Source organism: Acinetobacter bereziniae, assembly GCF_016576965.1.
GTDB lineage: Bacteria > Pseudomonadota > Gammaproteobacteria > Pseudomonadales > Moraxellaceae > Acinetobacter > Acinetobacter bereziniae.
On sequence record NZ_CP066119.1, the window covers coordinates 1,570,469 to 1,585,829 of the forward strand.

Below are 15,361 nucleotides of genomic sequence, written 5' to 3' on the forward strand. Positions count from 1 at the left end.
AAGAATAGCCAGCACAAGCCAGCTAAACTAAAAAAGAAATGGCAATGTTATTTTAGGCTGTTGTATTCAGCTTATTCGGTTAATTGTTTCAAAAAACATAAACACTTGTAAAACATCAGTATAGCTTCTGATCTTATTATTCATTAAAGTACAAATTGAAAAGTGTATTATGAATCGAGTAACTCATGCGCGGTCTTTATCTCATCACCAATGATGATCCAATTGAACTTTTATTAGCAAAACTAGAAGGTGCAATGGCAACCTATGAGGTTGCTGTTCTGCAATATCGTCGCAAGAAAGTGCCAAAACAAGATCAGGACTATGAAATTGAGTACATGAAATCCATGTGCGCACAATACAAAGTACCTTTTGTGATAAATGACGATCTAGACGCTGCGATAAAATATGGTGTGGGTGTACACTTAGGTCAAGGTGATGGTTCAATTGTTGAAGCAGTAGCTCGTTTACCGAAAGGGATCCTCGTAGGGCGAAGCTGTAACAATTCGATCGAACTTGCCGAACAAGCAATTGCAGATGGTGCAAACTATGTTGCTTTTGGGGCAATCTACGCGACTGATACTAAACCAGAAGCTGGAAATATCGGTATTGATACCTTAAAACAAGCCAAAGCTAAATTTGAGGTACCAATCTGTGCGATAGGTGGTTTGACTGTTGAAAATTCAGCACCTGTGATCGAAGCCGGCGCCGACCTTTGTGCTGTAATTAGTGATATATTAGGACGCACTTTATCTGGTGTCACTGTACGTACCCAAGAATGGGCAGATTTATTTACTGCTCACAAAGCCTAAGCTTATCTTTGTAATTTGTTTTTTTAGTCGAGTAATCTCATGACGTTATCTGCCAAGCAAGAACAATTGTTTAAACAAGCCAGTAAACATATTCCGGGGGGCGTGAACTCTCCCGTACGTGCGTTTAATGGCGTCGGTGGTACGCCAATATTCATCGAAAAGGCCAAAGGGGCTTATTTGTATGATGTCGATGGTAAGCGTTATGTAGATTACGTTGGTTCTTGGGGTCCGATGATTTTGGGGCATGCACACCCTGATATTATCCAAGCTGTCCAAGAAGCAGCAGTTGATGGTTTAAGTTTTGGTGCACCCACTGTTCATGAAACCACGCTTGCAGATTTAATTTGTGAAATCATGCCATCCATTGAATTAGTTCGTATGACCAATTCTGGTACAGAAGCGACCATGACCGCTATTCGATTAGCACGTGGCTATACTGGGCGTGACATGATTGTTAAATTCGAAGGTTGCTATCACGGACATTCAGACTCGCTCTTGGTAAAAGCAGGTTCGGGGATGTTGACCATGGGTGAACCAACTTCAAAAGGAGTACCTGCTGACTTTGCCAAGCATACTGTCACTTTGCCGTATAACGATATTGAGGCAGTTAAAGCGTGTTTTGCGAAGTATGGTCATGAAATCGCAGGTGTGATCGTTGAACCTGTAGCAGGGAATATGAATCTGGTTAAGCCCGTAAAAGGCTTTTTAGAAACTATCCGCGAACAATGTGATCAATATCAATCTGTATTTATCATTGATGAAGTCATGACGGGTTTCCGTGTTGCGCTTGGTGGTGCTCAGGCGTATTACAATGTAAAACCAGACTTAACCACTTTGGGTAAAATTATTGGTGCTGGTTTACCTGTAGGTGCATTTGGTGGTAAACGTGAAATTATGGAATGTATTGCACCTTTAGGTGGTGTTTATCAAGCAGGTACTTTGTCGGGTAATCCATTGGCAATGCGCGCGGGCGTAAAAATGTTTGAAACACTTCGCCAAGCCAACTTCTATACGGATTTAACAGCAAAACTAGATAAATTACTGCAAGGCTTGCAAGCTGCTGCTGATGAAGCAGGGATTCCATTCTTTACCCAACAAGCAGGCGGATTATTTGGAATTTACTTTACAGATCAAACTGAAATCACCAGTTTTGATCATATTTTGAAATGTGATATTGATGCATTCCGTAAGTTTTTCCACGGCATGTTAAACCGAGGTGTAAATCTTGCACCTTCAGCATTTGAAGCTGGATTTATCTCTGCTGCACATAGTGATGAAGATATTGCCTTTACCCTACAAGCAGCCAAAGAAACCTTTGCTGAAATGAAGGTATAACTTAATTTTACCTCATGTAGATTACGGTAATAAATGAGCAGAATGAGCAGTCATTTTTCGTAAAGCTTCATTTAGAATAAAAGCCCATAGCCTTTGTACTATGGGCTTTTTTTTAAATTTTAAATACGATAATTACGGATGAAAATATGCAAACTAAACATTATTTAACGCTATCTGATGCAGAATTTTTATTGAACAAAGCACAACAATATGCTGTAGAACATCAGTTTAATGTCAGTATTGCTATTGTCGATGAAACAGGAAATTTATTGGCAATGAAGCGCATGGATGGTGCATCGGCAATGTCAGCAAATTTTTGTCAAGAAAAAGCCAAATGCTCAGCACTGAGTCGTAGACCTTCTAGCGCTTATGAAAACATGATCAAAAATGGTCAATTCGGATTTTTATCCATGAATGCAGGTTTAGGTATGCTAGAGGGCGGAGAACCGATTTTATATCAAGATCATGTGGTGGGTGCGGTAGGTATATCAGGAGTAAAATCATTTGAAGATGCTGAAATTGCTCGACATGCCATTCAAGCCTTTCTTGCACAATTTGATTGAAACTTGATGCCTGAGTGAATGATGAGATTAAAGTGGCATTTGGAAATACCACTTTAATCCTGTTCAATCATAAACGATAGAATTGTTTAGCATTATGATGAAAGACTTTTTCAAGTGCACTTTCATCATATTGCATCACAATATCACTAAAAGCATCAATGATATTGACGAGGCTGGTATTCACTCGATCCATTGGAAAGTTGGAAGCAAACATGACTCGATATGTCCCAAAACTTTCTAAAGCATGCAGAATAAGTGGGGCAACAAGATCAATAATTTGCTGTTTCGATGCCAATTGTTTGTTTTTATAAAATTGATGCCCGAGGACAGGCATAAATAGCCCCGACATTTTTGTATAGACATTTGGAAGAGTAGATAATTCTGCAATATCTTCCTGCCATTGATAAAAGATGTTTTCCCGTGCTGTTTTAGACAATCCGGTATTTTGACCCACCTTGCCAAATAATCCTGCTGGTGTTCCCAAATGATCTAAAACGATGGAGGTTTCAGGAAAAATTTTTGCAAGTTCAATCACATCTGCAATTTGCTGAGAATATACCCATGCATCAAAGCTAAGGTTATGTTGAGCCAGTTGTTCAAAGCCTTTTAAAAATTTCTTTTGGGTATACAAGTGTGGTGTGTCTGTCCAATTATGCACACCTTTATCTTCATGAAAGGCAGCCATACGCCGTATACCACGTAATCGTTTAGATGCTTTTTGATGCAGCTTTAAAATTTTCTTAAAATTGCTATCACAAGGGTCAGCGGTAGCAACAATACCACCCAGTTTCACTGTATCTTCATTAAATGGTAAGGACTCAATAAATTCTGTTTCACCGACTACACCTTTACCTTTATGTTTTGCCCAACTTGCCTCGATATGAACAACCTGTTCAACGGCATAGTGCTGTAGATCATTTTTATAATCCTGTGGCAAATAAGGGCGTGTAATATGCTCGGTCAACCCAACAGTCTCAATCAAATCTTTGGGTTTAACCAAACGAACCATTTTATCTAACAGAAAAGGGCGCTGACCTAAAAGCTTCACAGCAAAAGCAGCTGCATGAGGCGTGCTATACGGATCCCACTGATGAATATGTGGATCAATGAGTGGAAAATTAAGTGTATGCATATAACGTCCAAATTGTTATTTATTATGCACATACCATACAATATTTTTATAAAACATGAATATTATTTGTTCGTAAATATTGCATTAGAAATATAGATGATTAGCGATTTTGACGTATTAATTTTATCAAGAAGAAGGATTTAGCCTCTAATATACAGAGGCTAGCGTCATATTTTTCTGAAACAAGTGATCAACTAAAACCATCAATGCTGATGATCATGCCCATCGTGATCATGTTTGTGCGTATGAAAATTTTCATCTTTTCGGAAACGCAGATAGTTTTCAAATTGCTCACAATATTCATCATAATTGTCTTCAAGCATCATTTGAAATTGCTGTAATACATAAGACATAACTTGTTCTTTTGCATCACGCATTTCATTGCCATCTTTGAAATTATTGGCAGCAACCCAAGTGTTAAAACGAGCAGTCGCAAACAACATCGCAGCACTGACTTGACCACGAAGCTCTTCAGGCTTTGCTTGTTTTCCCTTGACTGGGCGACAGAATTCATTGGCTTGTTTGATAAACTCATCTGCACGCTCAAAAAAAACAGCATTTAAAGCTTCTTCTTCAGTGATATCAGTCGCGTTGATTTTTTGAGACATGGTTTTTCCACATTAGGTATTTCATTGGTGAGCTATTATAGGCAATCCAGTGTTCAAACGAAACGCTTTACTTCATCCGTATCAGATTGGGGAAAATAACTTTCGAAATTTTCCTGATACTCGTCAAGATGGTCTTCAAGCATCAATTTAAATTGTTCGGTGTAATAGTCTAGGATCACTTGTCGATCAGCTTTAAAGTCTGGTGCATTTTGATAAGAGCAAGCTGCATGCCAAACACTATAGCGAGCATTAGCATACATAAAAGAGGCACTGACACTGCCTGGATTTGCGCTGAGATGAGAGACTTGATGATCAGCATCAGCGAATTGATTGGCAAGTGCTATAAACTCATCAGCACGTTCGTAAAAACTTTCATCTGAGTCAACTTGTTCAGTTTCTTCAAAAAAATCATTATTTTCAGACATAAGCTTTCCTATTCACAAGCTTGTTTCATTGCGATAACTATAGCATACTCAAAATAGCCTAAGCATAATAAATACTTCAGGAGTAGGTCATGCAAGATGCGATTGCTGTACAAAGTTTAAAAAGTGATATTGCATTATTACGCCAAAATATTTGGCCGCCGACGGAGCTTGCACATGTTGAAGGATTACCAATTTATTATGCACCACAAACACAAGTAGAGCATTACTATAAACAATGGCTTGGATTGATTGAACGGGCACAAGCACTCTATCAACCCTTTATGGAAGATGAGGTTTTAGATGCGATTCATTTACCGAGTCATTTAAACTTACCCCTGTTCTTCTTTCATGTGGATCGAATTCGTATCAATAAAACTCGTGCTAAAGAGTCTAAAACCTTTCGTGGTATTGCTGCTTTGATTGAAAAATGCGGGCAATTTGAGCCAAGTCAAATCAGTAAAATGACCCAATGGCTGGACAGTGATGATACGGCTGCCTTAGTTGCGCATCGTGAGTTTATTGATTTGCGTACTTATATTTTTCAACATGGGCAAAGCGAATACACCAGAACTCGATTTTATGTGAATGGGTTGGTGCTTGGTACTGAGCAAGATTTTGAGTTGGTTGATGCCCGTGAAAAACCACGTAAACAACGCAATGACAGCTATGCCGATCCTTTGGCGGATAATCAAGTCTGGAAAGTTTTTGGAAAATATCGTTAATTAATGATGAGACGTTTCGATTTTTTTAAATTAAGTAAAAATTAAGCCCTGACGAAATCATTGTTTAATCAGGGCTATTCTTTTACAACTTTGTTTTATTTTACAGCATCAATTGCTTGGCTTGCTGTGGTATTAAACAAAGTACATTCAGATTTTAAACCATTGAGATAAGCTTGTTGTATTTGAGCATTGATACTGTATTTCCCAAACTGGTTCACAGCATCTTGATAATCTTGCTCATACTGCTGAATTTTATCTGTCAGGACTTCATAGTCACCAACAGTATAATAAGCGGCTTGATAATAGTCTGAGCCAATTTTAGCGACAGCAGCAATATGTCTGTTCGGTTGAATATCACGAGATAAATCTAAGCTAAAATTGCCCAGTTTCGCTTGAATATAACCATTTTGAAAATATTTTGACGGGTTATAACCTATGATAGGATCATTAGAATAAAGATCAGCAAAAGTAGTATTGGTTGAAGAAGATATTGATCTTAAACACGTTGAACCTGTTGGAAAAGTTTTGCCTTGTAGCTTTTTGACGTAATAAGCAGGATATGGTCCCATTGCATCGCTTAATGCACTGTTTGAACCAGCAAAATGATCAAAACCATTGATATATGGGCTAATTAATTTACCCGTTAGATTAACAGTTTCAAATTTTTCAGTTAATTCCAATTGCTTGTAGTTACGTGTTGAATAGGGTGTAAATGTCCAAACAGTTGCTGATTTCGATTTAAGCGTGGCATTTTGATAGCCCAAATCTGTTTTACTCTTAGTTGCATCATACAATCCATCAGATGCTAAATATTGGCTTAAAAGATCGGATGCAGTGAACTGGGTTGAGCCATCTACCTTATATTCACCATCGATATACATTTGTTTATTTCTAAAGCTAAATTTTACTTTGTTAAACAGATAAGCATCGTCAAGCGAACCGCCAGTTTCATAGCTAAACCACTCCGAATCATTGTTGCTGATATAATCCCCAGCATCTGAATCTCCTCCACATGCAGTCAAAAATAATGAAGAAATAATGGCAAAAGAAAGTAATTTAATTTTCATGTATTATTCCAAATTATAAGATATTAAAAATTTATGTGTATAAAAGTTCACGTTGTCATGATATTGAAACCTATTATTTTTTCAATACTTATTTTAAGCCCAGTATTTTATCGGTCGTTTATCAATTTTAGTCGTGTCATTTTTTTAATCGATCATTTCAGTGTGTAGGTTTTTAGATGAATCAACATGACCATGATGTATGATTTATATTGATATTTAAAGTTATAACTTACTTTATAAGAGAAAAGAGAAAGGGGCGTTATTGATGTTGAATCATTATTTTAAAAGGGATTTATAAAAGCAGTTGAATTTTGAAGACCCCAAATAAAAATCACAATAAAGATCAGCATGTGTAAAATTTGAATTGGAGCAAAAACAAGTGCATAGCGCCCACCACCACTGATCAAAGCATTTATTGATTTCGCTACTGCATGTGCAGCTAAACCTAACAGGAATGCAAGCGATAACACAGCGTTACTAGGCTCACCTTGAATGACAATGGTTGCTAATGCGCCATGAATTTCAAAAAGTGACGCAAGAAGTGTACCTGCAATAAGCCCTGCATCACCCAATAACAAGTTTAAGCCATAAACACCTGCTTGGATCAAGGTTAAAGACCCTGCAATAATCGCAGCCTCTTTAAGACTAAACATGCGGCTATCAGTAGATTTGTTCGCTTCGATCGGTTGCGTATTACGCATGAGCCATAATGCAAAAATAACCAAAACGGTGATTGCAAGGAGGCTGGGTAAAACAATCACTTTAAACCAAGAAATACTTACACCAATAACAATAATCATTAATTGCAATAGTGTCGCTACACATGACATGAGTGCAGCACCAGCATTGGCTTTTGCATCAGCACGTCCGTTACGGACTTCTAATCCTAAACTGGCAACCGTTGCCGTACTGGATACAAAGCCCGATGCTAGAGAAGACAGAAGCAAAGCATTTTTTGTGGACAATAATCGTTTGGCAATATGTGCCAGTGCTTGCACAGCCAGAATTAAAGTAAGTAACTTTAAAATTACATAGGGATTAAGAACTGAACCCCACAATGGTTTATTCGGGGTAAGAGGAAGTGCAATCAGTAGTAATGCCAGCAGAAAGATTCCATCTCTAAATTCAGATTCGGTGATCCATTTTCCTGCAATACCATGCATAGAATGTTTGGTCATCAATAAGATTGTCAAAATGACAGATAAACCCGCAGCAAATGGTATATTCCACAGACACATTCCACCAATAAAGTAGGTCAGAATAAAGGCGATTTCAGTCGTAACCCCAGGATCATCGGTCTGATTTTTAATTGAGTATGCTACAACTGCACCTGTGATTAACGCTCCCACGATGCCAAAATAGGGACCAAATAAAAAGCATACAGCGCCAAAGATTGAACAAATCGCAAATGATCTTAAACCTGCAAAACTACGTTGATTTTCACGTTGTTTGCTGCGTTCACGTTCTAATCCGATCAATAAACCGCAACCTAAAGCAGCCGCAATAATCGTAAATAAATCATGATAAGAATTGAAATCGAATGACATTGTTGGAATTAAATTCATAGCGCTCCCCCTAGAACCATGAATAGATTGTCTAATTTCAATGTAGCGTAAAGTATTCCTAAATCAAAAGCTTATTTTTGGCTTATCTATAATATACCGGTCAATTGAAAAAATTCAGCAAATACAAAAGTTAATTTTGTTATAGTAAACTGTGTTTTGGGGATATAACAATGCAATTTAATTTCGAAATCGATACAGCTTGGTGTTTAGAACAATTATTAAAAGACGGTCGAATTACTGAACGTGAAAAATTATTGGTACAGACGACGCATCGGCAACGTGATCAATTAAAATGGCATCCCTTACAGTGGATCGCAAATTTTAAATTAGTTGATGCTCAAGACTCAGTAAAAAGACTGACACTAACTGTATTGACAGAATGGTTGGCTGAAAAGGCCCAATTGAATTTATTTACCATTGATCCGTTAAAAGCAGATGTTACGTCTTTGACCAGTGTCATGTCTCAAGAGTTTGCATTGAGAAATAAAATTTTGGCTGTAGAAGTCCATGCAGATCGAATTTTGATTGGTACGGCACAGCCTTTTATGACCGATTGGGTTCATAATTTAGAACGCAGCCTTAGCCCTAAAAAAATTGAAAAAGTGGTGTTAAATCCAGAACAATTACAACGTTATCTTACTGAGTATTACCAAGTCAGCAGAGCTGTGAGTAATTCACAAAAATCGAGTGCTTATGATAAGGAAAATAAAGGCGTAGAAGCACTGTTACAATTGGGAGATACGCAAAATCCGGATGCTAATGATCAACACATTGTTAAATTGGTAGATTGGGTTTTACAGTTTGCCTTTGAACAAGGTGCCAGTGATATTCATTTAGAACCACGTAAGGAAAAGGGTAAAATTCGTTTTCGCATCGATGGTGTTTTACATACCATTTATAACATGCCTGCCAATACCTTAACCGCAGTTATTTCACGAATTAAAATCTTAGGACGGATGAATGTTGCAGAAAAGCGAAAACCACAAGATGGTCGTCTAAAAACTCGTACTCCGAAAGGACAAGAAACTGAATTACGCCTCTCAACATTACCCACTGCATTTGGTGAAAAGTTGGTGATGCGTATTTTTGACCCAGAAGTTTTGGTGCGTAGTTTTCAACAATTGGGATTTGATGAACATCTATTGTCACAATGGCAGGGTTTAACCCAACATAGTCATGGGATTATTTTGGTCACTGGACCCACAGGTTCGGGTAAAACAACCACACTGTATTCATCGTTAAAGCAATTGGCTACTGAAGAGGTCAATGTCTGTACCATTGAAGACCCGATTGAAATGTTGGAGCCAAGCTTTAACCAGATGCAAGTGAATCAAGGAATTGAATTAGGATTTGCAGATGGTATTCGAGCGTTGATGCGACAAGACCCAGACATTATTATGGTCGGGGAAATCCGTGACCAAGACACTGCAAATATGGCAATTCAAGCTGCTTTGACTGGTCATTTGGTGCTTTCAACTTTGCATACCAACGATGCACCATCAAGTTTGACCCGTTTGCATGATCTCGGTATACAGCCATTCTTAACAGCCGCAACAATTCTGGGCGTGCTTGCTCAACGTTTGGTGCGAAAGCTCTGTCCACATTGTAAACAAGAAACCTTTATCAATGAGCAAGAATGGAAACATTTAACCTTTGGTTATCAAACCAAAACACCTGATTTTATTTTTAAAGCGGTTGGTTGTGAAGAATGTCGCCAAACGGGGTATAAAGGTCGTGTTGGTATTTATGAGTTTATGCCGATCAGCTTAGAGGCAAAACAGCGTATCAGCGCCAATGCAACCTTAGATGATCTTAGAATGCAAGCCAAGAAAGAAGGGATTGAACCCTTAAGAATAGCAGGCGCGCGTAAAGTTTTAGAGGGTGTAACGACTTTAGAGGAAGTGTTAAGAGTGGTACCTTTGAATTAATTTTTAGCTTTGCATCAAAAAATTGGAAATAAAGACATCCTAAGATTCACCTCATGTTGATTTGTTTTAATGGCTTTATTGAAACGATCAACATTGATGAGGTCAACGATGAAACTAATTTCTAAAACATTGCTTGCAATCAGCTTAATTGGTGCAACTTCTTTTGCTTCAGCAAATACAGCAGTGAATCAGTCTGCTTTAACACCCAATTTAACCACTGTGAAACATGCATTAACCTTAAAAGATGATACAAAAGTACAGTTACGTGGCAATGTGGTAAAAGCGATTGGTGATGAAAAATATCAATTCCGTGATAACACTGGAACCATTACGGTCGATATTGATGATGAATTATGGCAAGGTAAACCGATTGCCCCAAATACTACAGTTACTTTAATCGGTGAAGTTGATATCGACTACAAGCCAACCAAGCGAGTCGAAATTGATGTTGATGCAGTGAATTTTTAATGCTTTCGTTCAAAATCACTTATTTTTGATTCAAAATTGAATTTGCGACAAAGATGAGATGCATTGGCATCTCATCTTTGTGGTCATTATATTGCCATCAACCCAATAGTGATGATTTTTAGATATGGATGAAAGAGGGTAGATAATGCGAATATTGCTTGCAGAAGATGACCGCTCACAAGCTGAAAGTATCCAATCTTGGTTGGAAATGGATGGATATAATGTCGATTGGGTTGAGCGAGGTGATCACGCCATTTTAGCCATAGAACAGCATGAATATGATTGCATTTTGCTTGATCGAGGTTTACCAAAGGCGACAGGAGATGAGATTTTGCAGCGATTAAAAAAGCAATATCCTGACACACCAGTAATTTTTCTAACAGCACGAGATACTATTCAAGATCGTGTACAAGGTTTGGATTTAGGTGCAAATGATTATCTGGTCAAACCTTTTAGTCTTGAAGAACTATCAGCACGAATACGTGCTCAGCTTAGACAAACACAAACCACAAATTTACATGAAATCAAATATGCCAATTTGATTTTAGACACTCATGCAAAAACAGTTTTTCAAGACCAACAAGCCATTGCATTAACAGCAAAAGAATTTCAAATTTTATATAAACTGATGCAAAAGCCTGAACATATTGTGACTCGTGAACAATTAGAAGCTTCTTTATATGCATGGGGGGATGAAATTGAAAGCAATGCGATTGAAGTTTATATCTATCAGCTACGAAAAAAGATTGGCAATCATTTGATAAAAACCATACGAGGATTAGGTTATCGAATGAATACACCGCAAGAATAAGCAGTGTGTTGATCTATTTTAAATGATTTCAATAGGGTATCTATGAGCCAAGCCATCTCGCTACAACATAAATTGATTAAAACATCCATGTTGAGTTCAATTGTGGCGGGTCTATTTGCTTTGCTATTACTCATCGCATTGTCTATTTACCACAACATGGATGTTCAAGATCAAATCATGGATGAAATTTCAGATATGCTGCTGATTTCAGATTTGAGTACTACATCGGGTTTTCAATTGGATGAGCTCAGTGATGAATTTGATATTCAATATCAATTGATGAATGGAGATAAACTTTTAACACAATCCCCAGAATTTAAGTTAGACATAAGCAGTCACGCCAAGATAACTGATCAAGACAGTACTTATGATTTTATTTGGTCAAATCATCAACTTTGGCGAAGCTATCATGCAAAAAATCCCGATTCAGGGTTAAGTGTCTATGTGATCCAACCGTTGAGTGAGCGCTTTAAAGACCTGTCGCAAAGCTTAATCAGCTATTTTTTAATTTTACTGAGTTTATGGGCGATCCAATGGCTGATTTTACATTTTTCAGTCAAAAAACAATTTAGATCAATTCAATCGCTTTCAACAGAAATTGCTGAGAAAAATGTAAATGACTTAAGCTTGATTCAACAGCCTCAACCTGAATTTAAAGAACTACAACCGATGGTTAATCAGCTTAATCAGATGTTTATTCGACTGGAACAGGCATTAGTCGCAGAACAAAGGTTTACCGCAGATGCATCACATGAGCTGCGTTCACCATTATCAGCAATACATATGCGGTTACAGTTGCTGCAACGTAAATATGCTGAAGTGCCTGAAATTCGTCATCAGTTAAGCCTAATCCAAAATGATGTATTTCGAGGTACACAAGTACTTGAAAATTTATTGTTACTCGCCAGATTAGATCCTACAGATAAAAGTGATTTACCTAAAACTTGGGTCAGTTTGGAAAAGATGACTCATGGTGTTTTATCTGCCTTAGAGACATTTATAGATGAGAAACAAGTCCAACTTCATATTCAAAGTGAAGATGCAAATGTCGATGTAAATGAAGAATTAATGTTTATTTGCATCCGCAATTTAATTGATAATGCAATTCGATACACACCTCAGCAGGGCAATATTTATATTGATCTTGGTCATTTTGAAGGTTGGAAATTATTTGAAATTCAAAATGATGGTGAGGGAGTTTCAGAAGAGGTTATTGCTCGTTTAGGGGAGCGTTTCTTTCGTGCTTTAGGAACTCAAACACAAGGTTCAGGTCTAGGCTTATCCATTTGTAAAACTGTAATCGATCTGCATCAGGGGAAAATTGATTTTAGTGCTTCCAAATACGGTGGCTTAAAAATTCGCTTATATTTACCTTAGATTCAGAAAGAAACGACAACAATATTGGACATAACAATATTAGATATGAAATTGAGTAGTGATAGAGAAATGATGAATGACATTATTTGCTCATCCAGTTGTGTATCAAATAACTCTATTTACATGATCTTTTATAATCTTTTATAAATTGTTCAGCCAAAACTTAAAAAGCAGTATGCGCTGATTCATACTGCTTGTTCCCACGTTTTTTGTTTTAAATCAGTTGTTTTTATCGTTATTTAGTCAAAATTAGACGATTATTACGGGTTAAGCGTAAACGATATTCTTCACCAGCATGCATAATGCGAATTTCGCGTCCTAATGCAAATAAGTTGTTTGAGTGTAACATTGGAAGAGATTGGTGAGCTTCGGTGTTACGTGTAAATAGGCTAAATGGTGCGTTCATTATTCTGACTCCGAGTGGGGTGTTGTCTAAGTGATTTAAATGATAATCATTATCGAATAGATCTGTCAACGATAATTTTTATCATTTATAAAAAATCTATATTTGCTTACAATTGATTAAAACTTCAGGGCTCTATTTCTATGTCTAAACCCAGTGTTCATGTGGCGATTGCTTTATTACTGTATCGAGGGAAAGTCCTTGTAGGATGGCGCAATGCTGACCAACATCAAGGCAATAAATATGAGTTTCCAGGAGGGAAGATTGAAGCAGGGGAAACACCTGTTGAAGCATGTCGTCGAGAAATTTTTGAAGAAGTGGGGATTGGCATTCAGCAGTGGCATGCTTTTGATGTGATTCATCATGAATATGATGATGTCGAAGTATTTTTGCACTTATTCCATGCCACTGTGAATGAGCAATATTTAGCAGATATTCAAAAACCATGGACATGGTACAGCCGTGATCAACTTTTAGGGCTGAATTTCCCTAAAGCCAATCATTCGATCATTCAGCGTTTATTTTGGAATCATCACATTAAAATTTCTGAGGATTTGAGCGAATTATGTCGAAACAAACAAAGTGTAGTGAATGCTAATGCGTTGAATGAAAGTAATCTGAATGAAGCTTCAGCACAACCACTGTTTTATTATCGCACTGAATTACTCACATCAGCAGTAGAACAAGTCCAGCAGTTAAACCTGCATGATCTGTCACGGTTGATCATCAATGTTGATATTTGGACACAATTGCCAGAATCTTTGCAGAAAGCTGTGGCTGCTGTGCATTATAAACAACAACAGGTGATGGATTTGCAAATGGGGCAATTGCCCTTAGGCGTGCGTTGTATCGCAGCATGTCATGATTTAGTGTCTTTACAACGTGCGCACAGCTTGGGATTCGATGCGGTGATTCTTAGCCCTGTTCTACCAACTGCAACACACCCAGATGCACATACTTTGGGATGGGAACAGTTTGCGCAATATGCCAAAAGCAGTGATTTACCTGTATTCGCATTGGGAGGGTTAAGCCCTACTGATTTAAGCATTGCACAACAGTATGGTGCTTATGGTATTGCAGGGATTAGCCAGTTTTAACTTGAACTCATACCAAACATCGAAAGTAAGTTAAACCAATCCATACCATTATTGAGAGTTTGTATCGTATAAATAAGGCATTTTCATAGCCTCATATTTTGATAAAAGTTTTGATTGATTTGCGTAGTCGATGCCTGACTTTTTAGAGATGAAAAGTAACAAAAATCTTTCGTTGATCAAAGGGGATATTCATATCACCCTTGACCAACGGTGGCAACCATGCTCCCAGCTACAATAGAAATATTGGGTGAAATTGGCTCGTGAAAAAGCAAAATCTATTCTATTTTTAACCTGAATCTTATATAAAACTTTTGGTGAAATAAGATACTCGGAAATCTCATCTCCAACTGTTTGAGGCAAGACTCCGCTAAGAACATTGTTTGTTTAATGAGCTAAAGGTGTAGTTGCGTCTAACTCACATAAACTACACTTTTCAACTTTGAACTTAGAGGCTTTGCAGTTGCTTAGATGCTTCTGCAACAGTCTTTTGATTTTTCAATTGTTGTGCTGACTGTAAAATCGTATTCCAAAACACTTTCTTTTGTGCAGTTGTTTGAGCATAACTTAAGCCACGGCGTGCTAAGGACTCAGCGTTTGCATATTGCTTTTTTTGTTGGGCGATTCTTGCCAAATAAGAAAAAACTTCTGCGGATTGTGGGGCTAAACGTTGTGCATGTAAGGCAAAGCGTTCTGCTTCATCCCATTGTTGTTTTTGATAAGCAGTTTGGGCTTGTTGCATCAATTGCTTAAAGGCGGGAATATTTTGCCCATCCTCAAATTTTTGAGTTTGGGCTTTTTGTTGAGGCACGATGACAGTAGGGACTTTTTCACGTTTGATTTCAGGTCGCTCATAAGGTGTAATCTTTACACCATCAGGCGTTGGAACATTATTTTTTTGCTGTGATGTATCTGGCTTTTCGACAGGTTTTGTTGGTGGCTTGGTGTGTTGTGGTGTTGTTTGACAACCAGCTAAAGCCAATATTCCCATTAAACTTATTAGATAAGTGGTCTTGGTCACATTACGATTCATCATTCATTCCTATTCAAAAAG

Annotated in this window: 16 protein-coding genes; 9 read left to right on the plus strand and 7 right to left on the minus strand. The window is 37.6% G+C overall.

Annotated features, from left to right (window positions below):
- Nucleotides 1-185 precede the first annotated feature (185 nt).
- The 3 genes from thiE (at nucleotide 186) to I9192_RS07390 (ending at nucleotide 2,707) form a co-directional block, all read left to right on the plus strand.
- A complete protein-coding gene (gene thiE / locus I9192_RS07380; RefSeq protein ID WP_200150273.1) occupies nucleotides 186-809 on the plus strand; it encodes a thiamine phosphate synthase in 624 nt (207 codons plus the stop codon).
- Nucleotides 810-848: 39 nt separating this feature from the next.
- The gene (gene hemL, locus I9192_RS07385; protein WP_042085159.1) at nucleotides 849-2,144 is read left to right on the plus strand and encodes a glutamate-1-semialdehyde 2,1-aminomutase; all 1,296 of its coding nucleotides are present in this window, start codon (nucleotides 849-851) and stop codon (nucleotides 2,142-2,144) included.
- 146 nt (nucleotides 2,145-2,290) lie between these two features.
- The gene (locus tag I9192_RS07390) at nucleotides 2,291-2,707 is read left to right on the plus strand and encodes a GlcG/HbpS family heme-binding protein (RefSeq protein WP_005030085.1); all 417 of its coding nucleotides are present in this window, start codon (nucleotides 2,291-2,293) and stop codon (nucleotides 2,705-2,707) included.
- Nucleotides 2,708-2,774: 67 nt separating this feature from the next.
- Here I9192_RS07390 and I9192_RS07395 read toward each other — a convergent pair whose 3' ends face one another.
- The 3 genes from I9192_RS07395 to I9192_RS07405 all read right to left on the minus strand — a co-directional run bounded on the left by I9192_RS07395 (nucleotide 2,775) and on the right by I9192_RS07405 (nucleotide 4,872).
- Nucleotides 2,775-3,839 (minus strand): amidohydrolase family protein, encoded by a 1,065-nt coding sequence (locus I9192_RS07395; protein ID WP_058970565.1) that lies wholly within the window; start codon nucleotides 3,837-3,839, stop codon nucleotides 2,775-2,777.
- Nucleotides 3,840-4,042: 203 nt separating this feature from the next.
- On the minus strand, nucleotides 4,043-4,447 hold the full coding sequence (locus tag I9192_RS07400) for a DUF3144 domain-containing protein (protein ID WP_005030080.1): 405 nt from the start codon (nucleotides 4,445-4,447) through the stop codon (nucleotides 4,043-4,045).
- A gap of 53 nt (nucleotides 4,448-4,500) precedes the next feature.
- Nucleotides 4,501-4,872 carry a DUF3144 domain-containing protein gene (locus tag I9192_RS07405; RefSeq protein WP_004831535.1) on the minus strand — a complete coding sequence of 124 codons (372 nt, stop codon included), beginning with the start codon at nucleotides 4,870-4,872 and terminating at the stop codon, nucleotides 4,501-4,503.
- A gap of 89 nt (nucleotides 4,873-4,961) precedes the next feature.
- Between I9192_RS07405 and I9192_RS07410 the strand changes: the two genes are divergently transcribed.
- Complete coding sequence (locus I9192_RS07410) at nucleotides 4,962-5,594, plus strand: hypothetical protein (protein WP_042085169.1); 633 nt, start codon at nucleotides 4,962-4,964, stop codon at nucleotides 5,592-5,594.
- A gap of 95 nt (nucleotides 5,595-5,689) precedes the next feature.
- Here the strand turns inward: I9192_RS07410 and I9192_RS07415 are convergent, their stop codons facing one another.
- Both I9192_RS07415 and I9192_RS07420 read right to left on the minus strand, forming a co-directional pair.
- A complete protein-coding gene (locus I9192_RS07415) occupies nucleotides 5,690-6,661 on the minus strand; it encodes a hypothetical protein (protein ID WP_046761292.1) in 972 nt (323 codons plus the stop codon).
- 281 nt (nucleotides 6,662-6,942) lie between these two features.
- Complete coding sequence (locus I9192_RS07420; RefSeq protein ID WP_004831531.1) at nucleotides 6,943-8,226, minus strand: MgtC/SapB family protein; 1,284 nt, start codon at nucleotides 8,224-8,226, stop codon at nucleotides 6,943-6,945.
- Nucleotides 8,227-8,396: 170 nt separating this feature from the next.
- On the opposite strand from I9192_RS07420, the gene I9192_RS07425 reads away from it, so the two are divergent.
- The 4 genes from I9192_RS07425 to I9192_RS07440 all read left to right on the plus strand — a co-directional run bounded on the left by I9192_RS07425 (nucleotide 8,397) and on the right by I9192_RS07440 (nucleotide 12,810).
- Entirely contained in the window at nucleotides 8,397-10,154 is a 1,758-nt protein-coding gene (locus I9192_RS07425) for a GspE/PulE family protein (protein WP_151801091.1), read from the plus strand.
- A gap of 108 nt (nucleotides 10,155-10,262) precedes the next feature.
- The gene (locus I9192_RS07430; RefSeq protein ID WP_005030069.1) at nucleotides 10,263-10,622 is read left to right on the plus strand and encodes a NirD/YgiW/YdeI family stress tolerance protein; all 360 of its coding nucleotides are present in this window, start codon (nucleotides 10,263-10,265) and stop codon (nucleotides 10,620-10,622) included.
- A 145-nt stretch (nucleotides 10,623-10,767) separates the two neighbouring features.
- On the plus strand, nucleotides 10,768-11,433 hold the full coding sequence (locus I9192_RS07435) for a response regulator transcription factor (protein WP_005030067.1): 666 nt from the start codon (nucleotides 10,768-10,770) through the stop codon (nucleotides 11,431-11,433).
- A 42-nt stretch (nucleotides 11,434-11,475) separates the two neighbouring features.
- On the plus strand, nucleotides 11,476-12,810 hold the full coding sequence (locus I9192_RS07440; RefSeq protein WP_005030066.1) for a sensor histidine kinase: 1,335 nt from the start codon (nucleotides 11,476-11,478) through the stop codon (nucleotides 12,808-12,810).
- Nucleotides 12,811-13,045: 235 nt separating this feature from the next.
- Here I9192_RS07440 and hemP read toward each other — a convergent pair whose 3' ends face one another.
- On the minus strand, nucleotides 13,046-13,216 hold the full coding sequence (gene hemP, locus I9192_RS07445) for a hemin uptake protein HemP (RefSeq protein WP_004721884.1): 171 nt from the start codon (nucleotides 13,214-13,216) through the stop codon (nucleotides 13,046-13,048).
- Between the two features lie 140 nt (nucleotides 13,217-13,356).
- Here hemP and I9192_RS07450 point away from each other — a divergent pair, with 140 nt between their 5' ends.
- Nucleotides 13,357-14,310, plus strand: a complete 954-nt coding sequence (locus tag I9192_RS07450; protein WP_005030064.1) for an NUDIX domain-containing protein — start codon at nucleotides 13,357-13,359, stop codon at nucleotides 14,308-14,310.
- A gap of 445 nt (nucleotides 14,311-14,755) precedes the next feature.
- Here I9192_RS07450 and I9192_RS07455 read toward each other — a convergent pair whose 3' ends face one another.
- Complete coding sequence (locus I9192_RS07455) at nucleotides 14,756-15,340, minus strand: tetratricopeptide repeat protein (protein ID WP_004831525.1); 585 nt, start codon at nucleotides 15,338-15,340, stop codon at nucleotides 14,756-14,758.
- Nucleotides 15,341-15,361: the final 21 nt, after the last annotated feature.